The following is an 18,798-nucleotide window of genomic DNA, read 5'->3' on the forward strand; positions in this document are numbered from 1 at the left end:
CTCGGCGGCACGCCCTGCAGGGCGCCCGGGCCAGCCGTTTATGCCCTATGACCGGTTCATCATCGTTGCCCCCGCGCCTGGGGCTTCTCTGCGCGGTGGCATGACGCCCGTGGAGGTCAGCGTTTCCCCTGCGCTGCGTGAGGACCACCAGATCCAGCTGCTCGTCAACGGCGAGCTTAGCCAATCCCCTCTGCATAGCGATGCCTTTTGGCTGGCAGGCTTGCCCCCGGGGCAGCATCGTTTGCAGGCAGAGCTGTTGGACAGCCAGGGGCGCATTCAGCATCGCACCGATCAGGTGACGATTTTTATCGCCGATTAAGTGAATGCACTACAATGGTGCATTGGATTGGCTAAATCTTCCGTCCCTTGCGCTATAAACGCCCGAGCGGTATCGGTAGGCTGCCCCTAAGCCGTGCATGGCGCCGTTTTGAGTAACCTGGCGCGCTTTTTGCACTTCCTCAGCTAAATCACTAACGCTACGGTTAGCGACGCTTCAGGACACGCCATGTATCAGCGCTTACTAGAACACCTCACGACGGCGGTATTGCTGCTGGACGGCGAACTTCGGGTTCGCTGGATGAATCCGGCCGCCGAGGCGCTGCTGGCGGTGAGCTTCAGTCGGGTACAAGGCATCAGTTTGGACACCCTGCTGGGCGGTGACGAGAGTATCGATGACGTGCTGGCCAAGGCGCGCGATGCGTTTCACCCTTACACCCAACGCGAAGCGCGTATTACGCCGCTCAATAGTGACCCCCTGACGGTGGATTACACCGTGACGCCGCTGTCCGCCGACGAGCTGCTGCTGGAGGTGGAGCCCCGTGATCGGCTGATGCAGATTTCCCGGGAAGAAGCGCTGACCACTCGCCAGGAGACCATCAAGGTGCTGGCGCGTGGGCTGGCCCATGAGGTGAAAAACCCCTTGGGCGGTATCCGCGGCGCGGCGCAGCTGCTGGAGCGCGATCTGGACGACCCGGCCTTGCGAGAGTTTACCCACATCATCGTCGAGGAAGTGGACCGTTTGCGCGATCTGGTGGACTCCATGCTGGGTCCCAACCGCATCATCAAGCATGAGCCGGTGAACATTCACAAGGTGCTGGAGCGCGTGCGTGCGCTGCTGTTGGCCGAGCATCCGCAGGTCACCGTTAACCGCGATTATGACCCCAGCCTGCCGGACCTTTCTGGCGACGAGTCGCAGATGATCCAGGCCGTGTTGAACGTGGCCCGCAACGCGGTACAGGCCATGAGCGAAGCCGACACGCCGTCCCCCACGCTGACCCTGCGCACCCGTGCCCGCCGCCAGTTCACGCTGGGGGCCGAGCGCTATCGGTTGGTCAGCGAGGTGGGCGTGATCGACAACGGCCCCGGCATCCCCGATGCGTTACGTGAAACGCTTTTTTACCCCATGGTGTCAGGCCGCGCGGAAGGCAGTGGCCTGGGGCTATCGATTGCTCAGTCAATTTTGCACCAACATCAAGGATTGATCGAATGCGATTCCCGACCCGGACACACCGAATTTCGTTTACTGATTCCATTGGTTATTAATTTACCGGAGATGCGTCATGACTGAGGCGACACGTACCGATGTTGCACGGGTGGTTATCGTCGATGATGACCGCGCTATCCGCTGGGTGCTGGAGCGCGCGCTGGCGCAACCCGACCTGGATGTAGAGTGTATCGAGCGGGCGGATACGGCGCTGGCTCGGCTGCTGGAAAATCCACCAGATGTGCTGGTCACCGATATTCGCATGCCGGGAATCGACGGCCTCGACCTGATGTCTCGCGTGCGTGCGGCTCACCCCGATCTGCCGGTCATTGTCATGACCGCCCACTCGGACCTGGATAGCGCGGTGGCCTCTTATCAGGGGGGCGCTTTCGAGTACCTGCCCAAGCCCTTTGATGTCGACGAAGCGCTGGCGCTGGTGCGGCGCGCGGTGGCTCATGCCCGCGAGCGCCAGCGGCCGATTAGCGTACCGGAAGGGCTGAGCGCCGAGATCATCGGCGAAGCGCCTGCCATGCAGGAGGTGTTTCGCGCCATTGGCCGCTTGTCGCACTCCCATATCACGGTATTGATCAACGGGGAGTCGGGCACCGGTAAAGAGCGGGTAGCCCAGGCGTTGCATCAGCACAGCCCGCGCTCCGGCAAGCCGTTCATTGCCCTCAATATGGCGGCGATTCCTCGTGACCTGATCGAGTCGGAACTGTTTGGCCATGAGAAAGGCGCCTTTACCGGTGCCGCCCAGCAGCGTCAGGGGCGTTTCGAACAGGCCAACGGCGGTACGCTGTTTCTGGATGAAATTGGCGACATGCCCGCCGAGACGCAAACGCGCCTGCTGCGGGTGCTGGCCGATGGCGAGTTTTACCGGGTCGGTGGCCATACGCCGGTCAAGGTGGATGTGCGCATCATTGCCGCTACCCACCAGAACCTGGAATCTCTGGTGGATGAAGGGCGTTTTCGTGAGGATCTGTTCCACCGCCTGAACGTGATTCGGGTGCACCTGCCGCGTCTGGCCGAGCGCCGTGAAGACATCCCCCGCTTGACCCGCCATTTCCTGGCGGAGGCGGCCAAGGAGCTATCCACCGATATCAAGGTGCTGACGCCCGAGGCAGAAGCTCACCTGACTCGGCTGCCGTGGCCGGGTAACGTTCGTCAGCTGGAAAATATCTGCCGTTGGCTCACCGTGATGGCATCGGGGAGGGAGATCCTGATCGAGGACCTGCCTCCCGAGCTGCGCTCGGTCAGCGCGCCAGAAGGAGGCGCTTACGGTGATTGGCGTTCGGCCTTCCGGGATTGGGCCGACCGCGCCCTGGCCGAAGGGCATACGCACCTGCTGGAAGAAGCGGTGCCGGATTTCGAGCGCATCCTGATCGAAACCGCCTTGAAGCATACCGGGGGGCGCAAGGGGGAAGCGGCCGAGCTGCTGGGCTGGGGGCGCAATACCCTGACACGCAAGCTCAAGACGCTGCTGCCCGCGCTAGCCGACGAGTAGACATCTTGGCAATCGCCGTCGGCTCGGCGATGCTGGCCCGGAACCATTAAAAAGCCCGCTGACACGGTCAGCGGGCTTTTTCATGCCATCCTGTTCACGGCATGCGGGGCAGCTTAGTCGTCTGCGCCCGGTACGCCGCCCAGCTCTTCGATCAGCGCCTTGTAGCTTTCGGTCTGCTCGGTGAGGGTCTGGGTGACTTCGTCTTCCGACAGGTACACCACCGGCATCAGAATGCGCTCTTCGGTGATCTCGATGAAGCGCTCATCCTGGGTAGCGGCTTCCAGTGCTTCTGCCAGGCGCTCGACGTGGGCATCCGGCGTATTGTTGGGCACCATGACCACGCGAATTTCTGCCGGGTTGATGTCATAACCGGCTTCTTGCAGGCTGGGCGCATCCGGGAAGGCTACCAGACGGTCTTCTGCCAGGCTCAGCAGTACCGGCATTTCACCCGTTTCTGCGTAGCCGGAGTGGGTGCCGCCGCTATAGGCGAAGTCCACGTCGCCAGAGAGAATCAGCGGTGCCATGCCAGCTCCGCCCGCCGTGGGCACGATGCGCAGGTCAAGACCTTCCTGCTGGGCAATGTACTCGATGATCATGCGATCCAGGGCGGTCTGCGTGGCATAGCTGGTGCCGGGGTTTTCGCGGGCATACTCCACCAGCGACTCCCAGCTGTCACCAAAGGGGCGGTTCTCGCCGGTTACGATAGCCGACTGGCCCAGCGTCACGCCCGCCACGTAGCGGAAGTCGTCCAGCTGGTAGGCGGTTTCCGTGGCCAGCGGGCCGTAGGTGATGGTCATGGAGGTGCCAAAGGCAAAGGTGTAGCCTTCGTCGTTATTGTTGGCCAGGCGAGTCAAGGCCACGCCACCGCCCGCGCCCGGCTGGTTGACCACGTTCACCGGCTGGCCCAGCTCTTCTTCCAGTACGTTGGCCAATACACGGGCTTGAATGTCGGTGCTGCCGCCTGCGCCAAAGCCGACGACCATGGTCAGCGGCTTGCTGGGGAAGTCATTGGCCTGGGCGGTGCCAGCGGCCAGGGTCAGCGCTGCCGAAACGATGGCGGTGGTCAGAAGATGCTTTTTCATGGTGGTTTCCTCGATGGTTTTTTCTTGGTAGTGAAGGTTGCTCGGTTTAGCCGTGTTGCCGACGCTGCCGGTACTGGCGATAACTGCTCCACAGCAGGTGCAGTACCAGCAGGCCAGTGGCGACCACAAACGTCAGTGCAATGGGGCGCTGCACGAGAATGCCAATGTCGCCCCCGGAAAGAATGACTGACTGGCGCAGGTTCATCTCCAGCATGGGCGTGACGATGAAAGCGACCAGAAAGGTTACGAAGGAGTAGTCATGCTTCTTCAGGAAATAGCCGAAGATCGCGAAGCCAAACACGGTCAGCAGGCCAAAAGTGCCGTAGCCCTGCACTTGAATGCCGGCCAGGCAGAGAAAGATCACCACGGGGATGACGATGTTCTGCGGCACATCCGTGACGCGGGCAAAGATACGTAGCCCGTACCAGCCTACGGCCAGCATGATCAGGCTAGCCACCACCATGCCTGCAAAGATGGTGAACAGCATTTGTGGATGGTCGCGCAGCATCAGTGGGCCGACCTGAATACCGTGGATCATGAAAGCACCCACCAGCAGTGCCGCCGACACGCTGCCGGGAATACCCAGCCCGAACAGCGGAATGTAGCTGGCGGGAATGACGGCGTTATCGGCAGCCTCGGCGGCGGCAATGCCATTGGGGTTGCCCTTGCCGAAGCTATCCGGGTCTTTGGCGCCGCGCTTGGCGAGCCCATACGCCATGAACGAACCTACCGATGGCCCCAGGCCCGGCAGTGCGCCAACGAACGCCCCGACGCCGGTGCTTTTAAAGATGGTCGGCAAGGTGCTTTTAAACTCTTTAAAGGAGAGGTCGTCTTCCGGGTTATGGCCAAGTTTGACGGAGCTGGCGCCTTTATTACGCCGATAAGCTTCCAGTTGTACGAACATTTCCGAAAGAGCCAGGGTGCCGATCACTAAAGGGAGAATAGGCACGCCTTCCATCAGCTCCGCGTAGCCAAACGTAAAGCGCATGGCGCCGGTTTCCGGGTCTAACCCAACCGTTCCTAAAATAACGCCCATGCCTCCGGCGGCCATGCCCTTTAAAAAAGAGCCTCCGGCCATTCCGGCAATAAAGACCAGTGCAAAAATGAGAATGGCAGCCAGTTCATAAGGGCCAAACTTGAGGGCAATCGAGGCAAAGGGAATAACGACGACGATCAATAGCAGTGTCGATAACAGGTCGCCGACCACCGACGCCAGTAGCCCTACCTTGAGCGCCTTGCGAGGCTGACCATTGTTGGCCATGGGGTAGCCATCCAGACAGGTGGCTGCCGACGAGGGCTCGCCCGGGGTGTTGAGCAAAATGGCAGAGACAGCGCTGCCCGCCGCCGTGCCCTTGGAGAGGCCAATCAAAAAGGCGATGGCGGCATAGGCCGACATGTAGAAAGTGAGCGGTATGGCAATGGCAATGGCCACCGAGCGGTTCAGGCCGGGAATGACGCCCACGATATAGCCCAGTAACACGCCTCCTAAAATGACGCTGATGGAGTGCAGTGTTAATGCATCGCCAAAGGCACTGGTAATAGCACTGAATTCTGGCATCTTAAACAATTCCTATGCGCATGAGTTGCACGGTCAGTAAGTAAAGTGCAGCGGTAGGAATCGCGGCAGAAAGTGCAATAACATACCAGCGCCGTTCACCCAGTAGTGCAACGAGACAACCTATAATAAAGGGAGCCAGCCACGTTAAAGGGATAAAGTTAGCGAGTAGGATAAAGAGTAATACATATAAGAAAGGCCAGGCTTGATACCAAAGATCGATGAGCGATAAACGCTTTAATAAAGGTGCGCGCTGTTGTTTAAGGCGAATAAAACTGACGATAAGGAGTATGGCAGCACAGATCAACATGACCCAGGCGCCTAGCGTGGCCAAACGCTGTGGATGCATACCAAACGCCATGCCGGAGCCACCGTAGCGCGGGATTAGCCAGACCAGCAGCCAACAGGCGACCAGGGTAACGCCGATTCCGGACCACAGGTTTCTTCGCTGTAATTGAGAGTCAGGTGTCATGGGGCAGTATCAGCAGGTGAACAAGCCTTCTACCGTAGAGATCACGGTTGTTGTAATCAATTAGTAACGAGCTGCATATTAAACGGTACAATCAACGGTTTTTTGAGTATGGAGTAGGCTATACGGAAAGGCGTCATCAGTGCCGCTCAGCGTGCTTTCATGGCTAATGCTGAACCGTAGCAATATAAAATGCTTAGTCTATTAGCTAGCGAATAAACATTTTGGCGCATGGTTTTAACATAAGTGATATTGACCGCTTGTTCAGGATGACGCGTCTGGCATTGGGGTGGGTAATATGAAAATGGCATCGCTCAAGGTGGGGTCGGGAAGCGCGCACTCCTCCAGCTCCCAGGGCAAGAGACTGAGCGTATCTTGAATGCCCAGTCCTTCCAATTGGTGCGCTACGCCATGGCCATGCACGACATGCCCAAGGCCCATCAGGCCCACGGCCAGGGTGCTCTCTTGGGTAGCGTCTGCCAGCCCCTGCGCCATGGCAATGTCCCAACTGAGTTGCGCTCGAATGAAGCGTTCCAGCATGTCGGGGTTGTCTTGCCCCATGGCATGCTGGTCGAAGACCTCCTCCAGGTAAGTCTGGTAGGCGTCATTGGCAGGTCGCGGCGCGGGTATACCGTAACGCTGCTCTGGGGGAATGTGGCCGATCTCTTCGCTGGTCAGCCGCTGGCGTAAGGCTGGAGTAATGTTGAGCGCCTTCAGTGGAATGCGGTTCAAGCGTGCAAAGTGAAGGATGGGCCAGTAAAGCTCAGGATCGAACCCCCAGGCTTCCTGCCAGTCGCTCTGCTCCAGAAACTCCTCTTCGGATAGCTCTCCCGCCACCCAGCGTTCCAGTACCGGCTGCGCTTCTCTGGGCAGCATCTCGAGGCCAATCACCATATCGCTCTCATGGGCGTACAGGCCTGCCAGGGTATGCAATTGCCAGCGGTGGTGTTCCATGGCGTCGTGCCGTTCCCCTAGCAGCACCACTGGCCGTTGCGCTGCCAGGTTGAGCACCGCATCGGCAGTCACGGCCTGACCCGATTGCCACCAGCGCCCCTGAAGCTGGCACGTTTCTGTTGCCTGTGCCTGTGACACCATGCCCAGGGCCAGCATCAGGCGGCACACGCCTCTTGGCAAACGGCCCATGGGCTAGCGGCCTTCGTCCTTCAAACGGTTGATTTCCTGCAACAGCGCTTCGGCTTCGGCGGTCAGGGTCGCATTGGCGCGCATGTCGCCATTGCGAGACGCTTGCATGGCCTCGGTGAGTTTGCGTTCGTAGTCCTGCTGAAGTTTCTTTTTGGGGTCGCGCTTGAAAAGTCCAAACATGAGCTATCTCCTATTGTGTGTATATTATTTGTATAGGTTTATGGTGCCCATGTCGAGGTTTTGGCAAGCTAATCCTGGCGTGTGCGAGCATCAGCTGGCACAGGTGGCCAAAAATCGTGTGAAATCCGCCAGGATGACCTCCAGGCTGCTGTGTAGCCGATGGTCGTCATCCACCATGCGCAGCGAGAGCCGCTGGCGCTGGGCGTGCTCAATGACCGGGCCTGGCAGCACTACGTCATCCTGCCAACCGTGAATGATATGGGTGTGTTGGGCCTGAATGATGGGGGAGGTTTCCGGGTAGCGGGGCATGCCGAGCGCGGGAGCCAACAAGAAGCAGCCGAGTACGGGCGTTTCGGCACTCAGTGCCGCACTGATCCATCCGCCCAGGCTAGACCCCGCCAGAATGCATCGGGATGGGTCATCACCTCGGGCATTCAACGCCTCACGTAAATGAGCCAAACGGGCTGCAGGCTCGCTCATGCCGCGATAATCCATGACCACGGGTTCACAGTCATCTACATGCTCTGCGACGCCTTTTAGCGCCTGTATCTTCAAGGCGCCGGGGCCACTCTCCAGACCGTGGGAAAGAAAGACCGTCATCATCATGGGGTTACTCCGCCGAGCGCTGAATGGCGGCGCCACCCCGCTCGATATCCTGACCCATGCCACGAACCGTATTACATCCGCTGATGACCAGCAGGGTCGACATCAAGAGTATGCCAAGCAGCATGGAGCGTTTCATGAGCGTGTCCTCAGTGGGGCCCATCCCCGAGAGTGGGGCATTCGATGTATAACATAAGCGTTAACGGGGAGGCCCGCCACTGGTCGTGATGCCTGGGTGACACAAACGGCGGTGGCAGGCTAAAAATGCGCTATACGCATTTGTCGCATGTGTCACTTTTACACAGGTTTGGGCGGCTCAGAACACTGCGTTGGCATAGATGATGCTCCTTTTTATTTAAATCAAGCAATTGTTTTTAATGTATTTTTAATTTTTTTGCAAGTATTGGTCCGCCTTGTGCAGCATCACAGTTAGTAGCATAAACTGCCTCGGGCTCACAGGGAGTGACCCCTTTCTTCATCGACAGTGTGGGCAGGCTAACAGGCAGTCAAGGAGGGCAGGACGCCCAGAAAGCATCAAGGACGTGTAGGGACATCGAGCCTGCCCACTCTTGTCAGCACTTGGATGTGCTGGCCATCAAAGCCAAGGATTGGCAGCGATGCAAAACAGCCATCTCGCGTGCGTGGGGTGGTTTTTTTGCGTTATTTTTGTTGTCTCAAGTAACTGATTTTAGATAATTTTACAAATCCATCCCTGCGTCTGTACAGTAATGGTACAGATGGGCGCAGTGTTTTGGTCTATCCTGTCGTGTAGACCAAATTTCAGCGGTGAGAAGACGTCAACGCAACGGCCGCACACTGACAGGGACACGCGTTATGGCGATGGTATTGATGTTATGCATGTTCGTGCTCTTCCTGGGGTTTTCGGGGGTAGGCCTGTATATGGCGTTCAAGACGTCATTTTCAGGGGGCCTGGAAGAGCGTGACGACATGCCACCTGATATGTAAGCCATCCTATGTAAGCCATCCAATACAAAAATGCCCGCAGCTGCGGGCGTTTTGCTATGTGACGTTTACTTGCCTTGCCATCGACCCTTGCCACGGTCGGGCACCATCCGGCCAAAGTAGAGCAGTCCAAATGCCAGCCAGCCGACGGTTAGTATGGCCGTGAAGCCCAGCACGGCAGGTGCGCCAAACTGGGCAATCAGCGGTAACGCGGCGGCGGTAAACAGGCCACCGCCCACCACGGGTTCGAACATCAGCTGTTTGTAGCCAAAGCTCTCCAGTGCGCCAGACTTGTTCTTGGGGTCTGCCATGCGCATCAGCAACAGCCCCGTGACAGTGACCCCCATGGATTGGCCGAAGTCACCAATACCGCGTTCGAACCAGTTTTCGGGGATGACGCGGGGAGCAATCACGATCAGTACGAAGAGGCTCCAGGCAATCCCGGCAACGGCCAGCAGCAGGAACGGCACGAAGTAATCGCCCAGTGTGGTCAGCGAAAGCGTTGCGAGGGCGGCCACAATGGTGAAATCCAGAGCGGTGCCTGCAATACGAGACATGGTGCGGGTGGATACGTGCCGTTCCAGCCCAAAGCGCATGACACACAGCTGTACGATCACCCCGCCAATCATGGCGATGGGAAACAGCGGCACGTGGGCGAGTATTTCCAGCCCACCGTCGCGCGCCCAGGTCATCTGCTCGATCCACTGCAGGCCTGTCAGCAGCAGCCAGCCAATCACGATGGCAATGCCCACTAGGCCAATATGCAGGCTCAAAGGGTCGGTGGTGCCTGCCTCTTGTGCCAGATCCTTTTTGAATTCGCTGAACTCCTCTGTAGAGGGCCGCTCGTCTTCACGCAGGCTTTCATCCGGCTGGTCTTCTTCACGGGTGGGCTTGACCACGCCTCTGCGTGCCGCGATGTTGATCATCACCGTACCGATCAACACCCCCGAAACGATGCCGACGGTGGCCAGGCCAAGCGCCAGGTCGGCGCCTTCCTCAAAACCGAGATCGGCGAAAGTGTCGGCCATGCCCGCGGCGGTGCCGTGCCCCCCTTCGAAACCGATTTCAATCAGCGCCCCTACCATGGGGTTCATGTTGAAAAGCGGTACCAGCACCAGCAGGGCAAGGCTTAGCCCGACCACATACTGGCCCCAGGCCATGGTCTGACCCACCACGACCTGGGGCCCTGCGCGTAGCCAGATGGTGCGCAGCCCAGGGATGGCCTTGCCAATGAATAGGGCAGCAAAGACCACGTTGATCAGCAGCCCGGGCAGCGCCGACCAGCTCTCCTGGACGTAAGCGGGGAACAAGCCGGGGCTATCTTCGAAAAGCGTGGGCATGAAGCGCCCGATGACATCGGGGCCGAGCAGCAGTAAGAGCAGCCCGCCAATCACCGAGCTGGGGAGAAACAGGCGGCGCAGCCAGGGCAGCCAAAGGCGCAGCGCGTTACTGACCAGCAGCACCAGCGCAATGAGCACCAGCGCGATAAACAGTTCACCAACGGTCATGGTCATCTCATCGCTCCTTGATGATTCGAAAAGGGTAATGAGATAAACGTAGCGCCAATCAAATGAAAGCGCTATGGCGTTCAGGTATTCGAAAAGGGCCTAGCCCATCCAGTAGAGTCCCAATAGCGCAAATCCATAGCCCATGGCGGCCCCGGCCAGCACGTCACTGACATAGTGCAGGCCCAGCCCCACCCTTGAAATCGCGATGATCAAGGCAAGCGGTAACACGATGGGTAGCAACCAGGGCGTGTGGCTAGCCACCAGCACGCTGAACATCACGGCATGCATGGTATGGCCACTGGGAAAGCTGTAGCGGTCTCGGGCGGGTTCACCACAGTGGACGCCCCCCAGGTAGGTGATGAAGGGACGCTCACGACACAGCCGGGTTTTCACCAGCTTATAGACCAGGATCGCCAGTAGCGCGATCAGTGAGTATTGCCACATGCGCCAGAGGCCGTCCGCTTGCAGCCAGGGCTGAGCTGCAATCAGTAGTACCCAAATGGGCCAATCACCCAGTTTGCTGGCCGTCTGGAGCGTCAGACGCCAGGGGCGGTAGAGCGAGAGATGCGTCACGCGCTGACACAAGCGCCACTCCAACAGGTCAAGACGATCGAATACGACAAGCGGGCGAGCTCGCATGGCGGGCCTCCTGGGCATGGTGCAGGTAACGTAGAAATTGCTCGGCAATGCCCGTCCAGCTCTGTTCCAGCGCGCGCAGGCGGGCGACTCTTCCTAGTCGTGCGTAATCGGCAGGGTGCTGACACAGCGTGACCGCCGCGTGTTGAAAGCCCAGCGCATCGTCGGTCGCCACGGTGATGCCGTTATGGCCACTGTGAATCAGTTCTGCGCTGGCCGCGTGGCGAAACGCCACGACCGCCAGACCGCTGGCCATGGCTTCGGTCACCACGTTGCCCCAGGTTTCAGACAGCGAGGGAAACACGAACATGTCGGCGCTGGCGTAATGGCGAGCCAGCGAATGCTTGTCTACGAAACCGGTGAAGTGGGCCTCGGGCAAGGCTTTTTGCAGCTGGCTGCGGGCCGGGCCGTCGCCGACGATGACCTGAGCCATATCGGGGCGAGCGCTGCGCATGGCTTGCAACGTTTCCTGCAGGAGCGAAAGGTTCTTCTCGGGTGCCAGGCGCCCTACGTACAGGGCTACCGGTTGATGCTCGCTGACACCCCACTGCTGACGCAGCGCGAGGTCGCGGTGGGCGGGCGAAAAGCGTTCGCCGTCGATGCCCCGGGACAGCACCTGTACGTCTTTGATGCCATCCTGGCGCAGCGCCACGGCTTGCTGCTGGGTAGGCACCAGGGTGAGCGCGCAGCCGTTATGGAAATAGCGCAAATAGCGTCGTGTCGCTTTGCTCAGCCAGGCAACCCCATAATCCTGACAGTAGTGGTCGAAGTTGGTATGCCAACCGGCCACCAGTGGCAGGTCCAGGCGCTGGGCTGCCTGGCGGGCTGCCCAGCCCAGCGGGCCCTGGGTCGCCAGATACACGACATCCGGGCGGTACTGCTGCCAAAAGCGCTGAAGCTTCCCGGGGCGGGCAAAGCCTACCTGAACGTCGGTATAGTTAGGCAGCGCAAACCGCCTGACCTGAAGTTCCCGAGTAGCGCACGCGGCGCTTCCGGGTTGACGCGGCGCCGGGCGTATCACGTCCACTGTGATGCCCAGCAACAGCAGTTCACGACACAGCCGGTTCAGCGTGTGCGCGACGCCGTTGATTTCCGGTGACCATGTTTCGCTGATGATACAGAGTCGCATGAGCGATTCATCCCTTTATCACGTTTAGCGCCATGGTGAGGCCCAACAGTGACACCGCGGCGACAGCCAGGTGAACAAGCGATGACACGCAATGTGCCCCATCTTGTGCCGCAGGAAGCAAGTATCGTTACATATACCAGGAAAGTGACTTGACCCTGACGATCTATCACACCAACGACCTGCATGGCCGCACGGATGCTTACCCGGCTCTGGTGGCCACCTTGAACGAGGCCCGGGAGACCTATGGCGAGGGGCTGCTGCTGGATGCGGGGGATATCTTCTCCGGGACGCTCTACTTCAACGAGTTTCAGGGCCAGGATGCGCTGACCTTCATGAACCTGATGGGCTACGACGCGTTCGTGCCGGGGAATCATGAGTTCGACCTGGGTGACCCTGAGACCGGTCATCAGGCGTTGGCGGCGTTCTTTGCAGGGGCAGACTTCCCCATTTTAGGCGCCAACCTGGACTTTTCGGCGTCTACCGAGTTTGCCGAGCGCCTCGGGGAGAGCATCACGGCCGATCCCCAGCCGGGGTATCTCTATGACGGCATGATCCTCGAACACCAGGGGGAGCGTATCGGGATCTTCGGGTTGAGCACCCAGGATAGCGACGCCACCTCCAGCCCGGGCCAGGCCACCATTGGTGAGTATCGTCAGGCGGCCCACGACGATGGCCGCCATACCATCGTGGGGCATACCGACTGGGAAATGTTGCGCGATCACGTGGTGTCCCATGGCGAGGTGTTTTACCAGCCTCAAGGTCGTATTGTCGATATTGCCCAGGACGAATAGTCACTTCATCGCCCTGGGCAAGCGGTAGGCTCAGCCGGTGCGCTGCCCCGTGGTGGCATTGAACGGGTGCAGGGCACCGGCGGTGACGTACAGGTTGAGCGTCTCGCCCTCCTGAACGGGAGGCTGGCCTGCGGTTTTCAGTACCGTAGGCTGTTGGCGGTCGGCCAGATGCACGTACAGGTGGCTTTCGGCCCCGGCTGCTTCGTACAGCATCAGCGTGGCTCGTAGCGCGATATGCGGCTCGGCAGGCGGTGTCAGCAGCAGGTCATCCGGGCGAATACCCAGGGTGTCCGTGCCTTCCGGCAGCTGGCTCAATATCCCTTGATGGTCCTGAGGGGCCAGATAGGCCAACGGCAGGATGTTCATGGCAGGGGAGCCGATGAACTGGGCCACGAACAGCGTGGCAGGCCGCGTGTAGATCTCCATGGGCGTGCCTACCTGCTCGATATTGCCTGCGTTCAGCACCACCAGGCGGTCGCCCAGGGTCATCGCTTCGAGCTGGTCGTGGGTGACGTACAGGCTGGTGGTCTTCAGGCGACGCTGCAACTGCTTGATCTCGACGCGCATCTGCACCCGCAGCTTGGCATCCAGGTTGGAGAGCGGCTCGTCGAACAGGAAGGCCGAAGGCTCGCGTACCAGTGCGCGTCCCATGGCCACGCGCTGGCGCTGGCCACCTGAAAGCTTGCGCGGTTTGCGCTCCAGGTACTCCTCGATTTCCAGCATTTTGGCGGCGGCGCGCACGCGCTGGTCGATGTCATGCTTCTTGAAGCCACGGTTTTTCAGGCCGTAGGCCAGGTTGTTGTAGACCGTCATGTGAGGGTAGAGCGCATAGTTCTGGAACACCATGGCGATGTCCCGCTCGGCTGGCTCCAGCCGATTGACCACCCGCTCGCCGATCTTCAACGTGCCTTCGGTAATGGTTTCCAACCCGGCCACCATGCGCAGCAGGGTCGATTTACCGCAGCCGGAAGGCCCCACCAGTACCACGAATTCACCATCTTCGATGTGCAGGTCGATGCCTTTGACGGCTGCCACGTTACCGGCGTAGGTTTTCTTCAGCCCTTCCAGGGTAATGCTGGCCATGGTTACTTCTCCGTCTCGGTCAGGCCTTTCACGAACAGGCGTTGCATAAACAGGATCACCAGCACCGGCGGCAGGGCCGCCATCACGACGGCCGCCATGATCAAGTGCCATTGGGGATTTTCATCGGAGGTCATGCGCTGAATGCCCATCACGATGGTGTAGTAATCCGGGTTGGTGGTGATCAGCAGCGGCCACAGGTACTGGTTCCAGCCGTAGATGAACATGATCACGAACAGCGCCGCGATATTGGTGATCGAGAGCGGCATCAGAATGTCCTTGAAGAACTTCAGCGGCCCCGCGCCGTCCACCCTGGCGGCTTCCAGCATCTCTTCAGGGATGGTCATGAAGAACTGGCGAAAGAGAAAGGTAGCGGTGGCCGAGGCAATCAGCGGAATCGACAGCCCGGCAAAACTGTTGAGCATCTTCAGGTCGGCCACCACCTGGAAGGTGGGGATGATGCGCACCTCCACCGGCAGCATCAAGGTGATGAAGATCAGCCAGAAGAACAGCATCCGAAAGCGGAAACGGAAATAGACGATGGCAAACGCGGACAGCAGCGAGATGGACAGTTTGCCCAGCGTAATGGCCATGGCCATCACGAAGCTGTTCCACAGCATGGTGCCTGCCGGTGGCGCGCCCGCGTTGGAAACGCCGGACTGCCACATGCGCGTGTAGTTTTCCAGGCCGTGGCTGCCGGGCAGCATGGGCAGCGTGCCGCGCAGCAAGTCGCCGGGGGCCTGGGTCGAGGCCACCAGCGCCACGTACACCGGAAATACCACCACGGCAACGCCCAGGATCAGCGTCAGATGGGCCAGGAGGTTGGCCCAGGGGCGGTTTTCAACCATAACGAAACTCCTCACAATCCGCCTGGGTCAGTAGTTGACCCGGCGCTCGATGAAGCGGAACTGAACGATGGTCAGGGCGATCACGATGGCCATCAGAATGACCGACTGCGCCGCCGAAGAGCCCAGGTTCAAGCCTACGAAGCCATCGGCATACACCTTGTACACCAGGGTGTTGGTGGCCTGTGCGGGGCCGCCCTGTGTCGTGGCGTGGATAATGCCGAAGGTATCGAACATCGCGTACACCACGTTGACCACCATCAGGAAAAACGTGGTGGGGGAAAGGAGCGGAAAGACGATGGTCCAGAAGCGCTTGATGGGGCTGGCCCCGTCGATGGCGGCGGCCTCGATCAACGACTGCGGGATGGACTGCAAGCCCGCTAGAAAAAACAGAAAGTTGTAGGAAATCTGCTTCCAGGCGGCGGCAAAGATCACCAGCAGCATGGCGTCGCTTCCCGACGTGCGGTGGTTCCAGCGGTAGCCCACCATGTCGAGCATGTAAGGCACGATGCCGATGGAAGGATTGAAAATGAACCACCACAGCACTCCGGCAATGGCGGGCGCAATGGCATAAGGCCATACCAGCAGGGTGGTGTAGGCGCTGCGCGAACGGATCATGCGATTCACCGTGCAGGCCAGCAACAGCGCCACCGACATGGAGAGCAGCGTGGTGCCGATGGCAAAGGTGGCCGTGACCGAAAGCGCATTGAGGTAGTTGCCATCGCTGAACAGGCGAGTGAAGTTCTCCAGGCCGACGAAGGTCGTGCGCAGGCCGAAGGCATCTTCGCGCAGCAGCGATTGATACAGCGCCTTGCCCGCCGGCCAGATGAAAAAGATCAGCGTAATGACGATTTGCGGGGCCAGCAGCGCATAAGGCAGAAAGCGCCCCGGAAAGGTCATGCGTTTGGTTTGCATAAGCAGGTTTCCGCGAGAACGGGTAGCACGTAAGGCGAGGGGTACGCGGGTCAAGGAGTACCGATGCCGAGCGATACTTGAAACGACTTCGCCGCCTGGTATTGATCAGGCGGCGAAGCGAGTGCTTACTTACTGATTGGCGGACTGGAAGTCACGCAGCAAACGATTACCCCGTTCAACGGCTGCATCGGCAGCGGCCTGACCCGATTTGTTGCCGGTCATGACGGCTTCCATCTCTTCGGAAATGATGTCGCGAATCTGCACGAAGTTGCCGAAGCGCAGGCCCTTGGAGTTTTCGGTGGGCTCGTTCAGCGTCATCTGTTTGAGCGAGATATCCGCGCCTGGGTTCTCGTCGTAGTAGCCCTGCTCGACGCTCAAGTCCCATGCCGCCTGAGTGATCGGCAGGTAGCCGGTTTGCTGGTGCCACTTGGCCTGCACTTCGGGCTCTGAAAGGTACTCGAAGAAGGCAGCAACGGCCTCGTACTCTGCATCGCTATGGCCTTGCAGTGCCCATAGCGTGGCACCCCCGATAATCGAGTTCTGCGGTGCGCCGTCGACATCGGCATAGTAGGGCTGCATGCCGAAGCCTACCTCGAAGTCGTCGTTGGCTGCCACATCTGCCCGTGAGGCCGATGAGCCGAAGAAGATCGCGCACTCCTGGGAGTAGAACATGGGTTCGGCATCAGGGCCTGAACCGGGGCCGCCCCATTTGTAGGCACCTGCGTCCTGCCAGGCTTTCAGGTTGTCCCAGTGGCGGGCCACCAGGTCGTTATTGAAGTTCAGCTCGGTGTCCAGGCCACCAAAGCCATTTTCCAGAGTGCCCAGCGGCGAGTTGTGCATGGCGGAGAAGTTCTCCAGCATCACCCAGCTTGGCCATGAAGAGGTGAAGCCACAGCGTGCGGCACCCGACTCGGTGATCTGGGTGGCCTGTTCGGCCAGTTCTTCCCAGGTCTGTGGCGGCTGTTCCGGGTCCAGGCCAGCGGCTTCGAACACATCCCGGTTGTAGTACATGATGGGCGTCGAGGAGTTGAACGGGAACGACAGCATGTTGCCGTTGGTGTCCGTGTAGTAGCCCACCACGGCGGGCAGGAAGGCATCCGGGTCGAAGGCACGGCCGTGGGCTTCCATCAGCTCGTAGACCGGGTAGATCGCACCGTCGGCGTTCATCATGGTGCCGGTGCCGACTTCGAATACTTGCAGGATGTGGGGCTGTTCGCCTGCACGGAAGGCCGCGATCGCGCCAGTCATCGTTTCGGTGTAGTTGCCCCGATAGCTGGGGGTGACGCGGTAATCGTCCTGGGAAGCATTGAAGTCTTCGGTCATCTCTTCCAGCAGGTTACCGAGCTGACCTCCCATGGCGTGCCACCACTGAATGTTGGTCGTGGCCTGGGCCGACAGGCTGAAAGTGGCCGTCGCCACCCCGAGGGCAAGAGCATGCAACGTGAAACGAGACATAACGACTCCTTGTAGGTCATGCGCAGTACGTTTGTTGAATTTTTTGGGTGCACTACACAGTAGAAAGTGTAGATGACGCTTTCATGAACGCACGGTGAAGTTGTCGTGACGGTCAGCATTTCCAAATGCCCATGGCGGTGCTAGGGTGGCCAAAAGCCTGCACAGCGAGAGCACTATGAGCGATGTCACCACGCTACTGACCAGACTGGTCGCCTTCGATACCACCTCCAGCGCGTCCAATCTGGCCCTGATCGAATTTGTCGAAGCGCACCTGACCAAGGCTGGCGTCGCTTCCGAGCGGGTGATGAGCCCCTGTGGCACCAAAGCCAACCTGATTGCGCGCATCGGCCCTGATGCGCCCGGCGGGGTGATGCTTTCCGGGCATACGGATGTGGTGCCCGTCGTAGGGCAGCCGTGGAGCAGCGACCCGTTCACCCTGCGTGATGGGGGCGATGGTCGGTTGTATGGGCGAGGTACCTGCGACATGAAAGGGTTCATCGCCTGCGCGCTGGCCATGGTGCCCGAGTGGGTCAAGGCGCCTTTGCAGCAGCCTGTCTACCTGGGCTTTTCCTATGACGAAGAGATCGGCTGTGTTGGGGCGCCGAGTCTGATCAAGCGCTTTTATGAGCACTACTCCACCACGGCACGGGTCATCGTCGGCGAGCCGACCAGCATGCAGCCAGTGGTTGCCCAGAAAGGCGCCACCAACCTGCGCACTACCGTAGTGGGGCGCGAGGCCCACAGCAGCCAGGTGAACCAGGGCACCTCGGCGATTCATGTGGCGGCCAGGCTGGTCACTTTCATCGAGGACACCATGGCCACGCTGGTCGAAGAAGGACGCGTGGACGAGGCGTTCAACGTGCCGCATACCAGCCTGCACGTGGGCAAGATCAAGGGGGGCACGGCCATCAACATCATGGCGCGGGAGTGCCAGTTCGAGTGGGAGATACGCCACCTGCCCACGGAAACCTTCGAAGAGGTGTATGCCCGCTTCAGCGACTACTGCGCCACGCTGAGTGAGGCCCTGGCGGCTCAGGGGAAAACCGTCGACATCACCACAGAGCCCTTGAACGTGACGGTGCCCGGGTTGGCAAACCGTGACAACCAGCAGGTGCTGCAATTGGCAGAAGCGCACCTTCCGGCAGGCTGTTGCCAGCATGCCGTGGCCTACGCCACCGAGGCTGGCCAGTTTCAGGGGCAGGGGCTGCAGACGATCATTCTGGGGCCGGGCAGCATTGCCCAGGCGCATCAGCCGGATGAGTATATCGAGGTCTCACAGCTCGAGGCATGCCAGCAGTTCATGCAGCGCTTGGGTGGCTCCCTGCAATCGGCCTATCAAGCCGATGACCATGCCTGAAGTCGAGCGCTCACGCCCATAAAAAAACATCCGCCCGGTGACGCGGCGGATGTTTTCATGATGCTTTAGAGCGATCAGTGCTGAGGGTAATGCTCTTCTT

20 protein-coding genes are annotated in these 18,798 nt (G+C 59.7%); 6 read left to right on the forward strand and 14 right to left on the reverse strand.

The annotated features are described in order from the left end of the window. From B7L71_RS11000 to glnG, 3 genes are all read left to right on the forward strand, one after another. Positions 1-319: DUF4124 domain-containing protein (locus B7L71_RS11000; RefSeq protein ID WP_081137963.1), on the forward strand; the 319-nt coding region annotated here is incomplete at its 5' end. A gap of 186 nt (positions 320-505) precedes the next feature. Then, a complete protein-coding gene (gene glnL, locus B7L71_RS11005; RefSeq protein WP_081137965.1) occupies positions 506-1,567 on the forward strand; it encodes a nitrogen regulation protein NR(II) in 1,062 nt (353 codons plus the stop codon). After that, entirely contained in the window at positions 1,560-2,987 is a 1,428-nt protein-coding gene (gene glnG, locus B7L71_RS11010; RefSeq protein ID WP_081137967.1) for a nitrogen regulation protein NR(I), read from the forward strand. Before glnL ends, glnG begins: the two co-directional genes overlap by 8 nt. A gap of 113 nt (positions 2,988-3,100) precedes the next feature. Here the strand turns inward: glnG and B7L71_RS11015 are convergent, their stop codons facing one another. The 7 genes from B7L71_RS11015 to B7L71_RS11040 all read right to left on the reverse strand — a co-directional run bounded on the left by B7L71_RS11015 (position 3,101) and on the right by B7L71_RS11040 (position 8,158). After that, positions 3,101-4,069: a tripartite tricarboxylate transporter substrate binding protein gene (locus B7L71_RS11015; RefSeq protein ID WP_016915832.1), complete on the reverse strand. Its 969-nt coding sequence runs from the start codon at positions 4,067-4,069 to the stop codon at positions 3,101-3,103. Positions 4,070-4,115: 46 nt separating this feature from the next. Then, entirely contained in the window at positions 4,116-5,627 is a 1,512-nt protein-coding gene (locus tag B7L71_RS11020; RefSeq protein ID WP_081137970.1) for a tripartite tricarboxylate transporter permease, read from the reverse strand. A 1-nt stretch (position 5,628) separates the two neighbouring features. Continuing rightward, positions 5,629-6,096, reverse strand: coding sequence for a hypothetical protein (locus B7L71_RS11025; protein ID WP_249273239.1), 468 nt, complete (start codon positions 6,094-6,096; stop codon positions 5,629-5,631). A gap of 261 nt (positions 6,097-6,357) precedes the next feature. Next, positions 6,358-7,236: a ChaN family lipoprotein gene (locus B7L71_RS11030; protein ID WP_249273240.1), complete on the reverse strand. Its 879-nt coding sequence runs from the start codon at positions 7,234-7,236 to the stop codon at positions 6,358-6,360. A gap of 3 nt (positions 7,237-7,239) precedes the next feature. After that, positions 7,240-7,416: a DUF6435 family protein gene (locus B7L71_RS17145; RefSeq protein WP_016915837.1), complete on the reverse strand. Its 177-nt coding sequence runs from the start codon at positions 7,414-7,416 to the stop codon at positions 7,240-7,242. A gap of 90 nt (positions 7,417-7,506) precedes the next feature. Further along, on the reverse strand, positions 7,507-8,019 hold the full coding sequence (locus tag B7L71_RS11035; protein ID WP_081138084.1) for an alpha/beta fold hydrolase: 513 nt from the start codon (positions 8,017-8,019) through the stop codon (positions 7,507-7,509). Between the two features lie 7 nt (positions 8,020-8,026). Next, entirely contained in the window at positions 8,027-8,158 is a 132-nt protein-coding gene (locus B7L71_RS11040) for an entericidin A/B family lipoprotein (RefSeq protein ID WP_016915839.1), read from the reverse strand. Positions 8,159-8,853: 695 nt separating this feature from the next. On the opposite strand from B7L71_RS11040, the gene B7L71_RS17900 reads away from it, so the two are divergent. After that, entirely contained in the window at positions 8,854-8,985 is a 132-nt protein-coding gene (locus B7L71_RS17900) for a hypothetical protein (RefSeq protein ID WP_016915840.1), read from the forward strand. Positions 8,986-9,050: 65 nt separating this feature from the next. Here B7L71_RS17900 and B7L71_RS11045 read toward each other — a convergent pair whose 3' ends face one another. The 3 genes from B7L71_RS11045 to B7L71_RS11055 all read right to left on the reverse strand — a co-directional run bounded on the left by B7L71_RS11045 (position 9,051) and on the right by B7L71_RS11055 (position 12,255). Next, on the reverse strand, positions 9,051-10,496 hold the full coding sequence (locus tag B7L71_RS11045) for a sodium/glutamate symporter (RefSeq protein ID WP_081137972.1): 1,446 nt from the start codon (positions 10,494-10,496) through the stop codon (positions 9,051-9,053). Between the two features lie 93 nt (positions 10,497-10,589). After that, on the reverse strand, positions 10,590-11,129 hold the full coding sequence (locus tag B7L71_RS11050; protein ID WP_081137974.1) for a phosphatase PAP2 family protein: 540 nt from the start codon (positions 11,127-11,129) through the stop codon (positions 10,590-10,592). After that, complete coding sequence (locus tag B7L71_RS11055; protein WP_081137976.1) at positions 11,092-12,255, reverse strand: glycosyltransferase family 4 protein; 1,164 nt, start codon at positions 12,253-12,255, stop codon at positions 11,092-11,094. The genes B7L71_RS11050 and B7L71_RS11055 overlap by 38 nt, the downstream gene beginning before the upstream one ends. A 149-nt stretch (positions 12,256-12,404) precedes the next feature. On the opposite strand from B7L71_RS11055, the gene B7L71_RS11060 reads away from it, so the two are divergent. Then, positions 12,405-13,046 carry a metallophosphoesterase gene (locus tag B7L71_RS11060; protein ID WP_249273241.1) on the forward strand — a complete coding sequence of 214 codons (642 nt, stop codon included), beginning with the start codon at positions 12,405-12,407 and terminating at the stop codon, positions 13,044-13,046. Positions 13,047-13,076: 30 nt separating this feature from the next. Here B7L71_RS11060 and B7L71_RS11065 read toward each other — a convergent pair whose 3' ends face one another. The 4 genes from B7L71_RS11065 to ugpB all read right to left on the reverse strand — a co-directional run bounded on the left by B7L71_RS11065 (position 13,077) and on the right by ugpB (position 17,341). Further along, positions 13,077-14,129: a sn-glycerol-3-phosphate import ATP-binding protein UgpC gene (locus B7L71_RS11065; protein WP_081137980.1), complete on the reverse strand. Its 1,053-nt coding sequence runs from the start codon at positions 14,127-14,129 to the stop codon at positions 13,077-13,079. Between the two features lie 2 nt (positions 14,130-14,131). Next, entirely contained in the window at positions 14,132-14,974 is an 843-nt protein-coding gene (gene ugpE, locus B7L71_RS11070) for a sn-glycerol-3-phosphate ABC transporter permease UgpE (protein ID WP_039183237.1), read from the reverse strand. A 27-nt stretch (positions 14,975-15,001) separates the two neighbouring features. Further along, positions 15,002-15,886 carry a sn-glycerol-3-phosphate ABC transporter permease UgpA gene (gene ugpA, locus B7L71_RS11075; RefSeq protein ID WP_081137981.1) on the reverse strand — a complete coding sequence of 295 codons (885 nt, stop codon included), beginning with the start codon at positions 15,884-15,886 and terminating at the stop codon, positions 15,002-15,004. A gap of 129 nt (positions 15,887-16,015) precedes the next feature. Continuing rightward, positions 16,016-17,341: a sn-glycerol-3-phosphate ABC transporter substrate-binding protein UgpB gene (gene ugpB, locus B7L71_RS11080; RefSeq protein ID WP_081137983.1), complete on the reverse strand. Its 1,326-nt coding sequence runs from the start codon at positions 17,339-17,341 to the stop codon at positions 16,016-16,018. 175 nt (positions 17,342-17,516) lie between these two features. Between ugpB and argE the strand changes: the two genes are divergently transcribed. Further along, positions 17,517-18,698, forward strand: coding sequence for an acetylornithine deacetylase (gene argE / locus B7L71_RS11085; protein ID WP_081138086.1), 1,182 nt, complete (start codon positions 17,517-17,519; stop codon positions 18,696-18,698). The last annotated feature ends 100 nt before the right edge of the window (positions 18,699-18,798 follow it).

Source organism: Halomonas sp. BC2, assembly GCF_002078115.1.
In the GTDB taxonomy this organism is placed as follows: domain Bacteria; phylum Pseudomonadota; class Gammaproteobacteria; order Pseudomonadales; family Halomonadaceae; genus Vreelandella; species Vreelandella stevensii.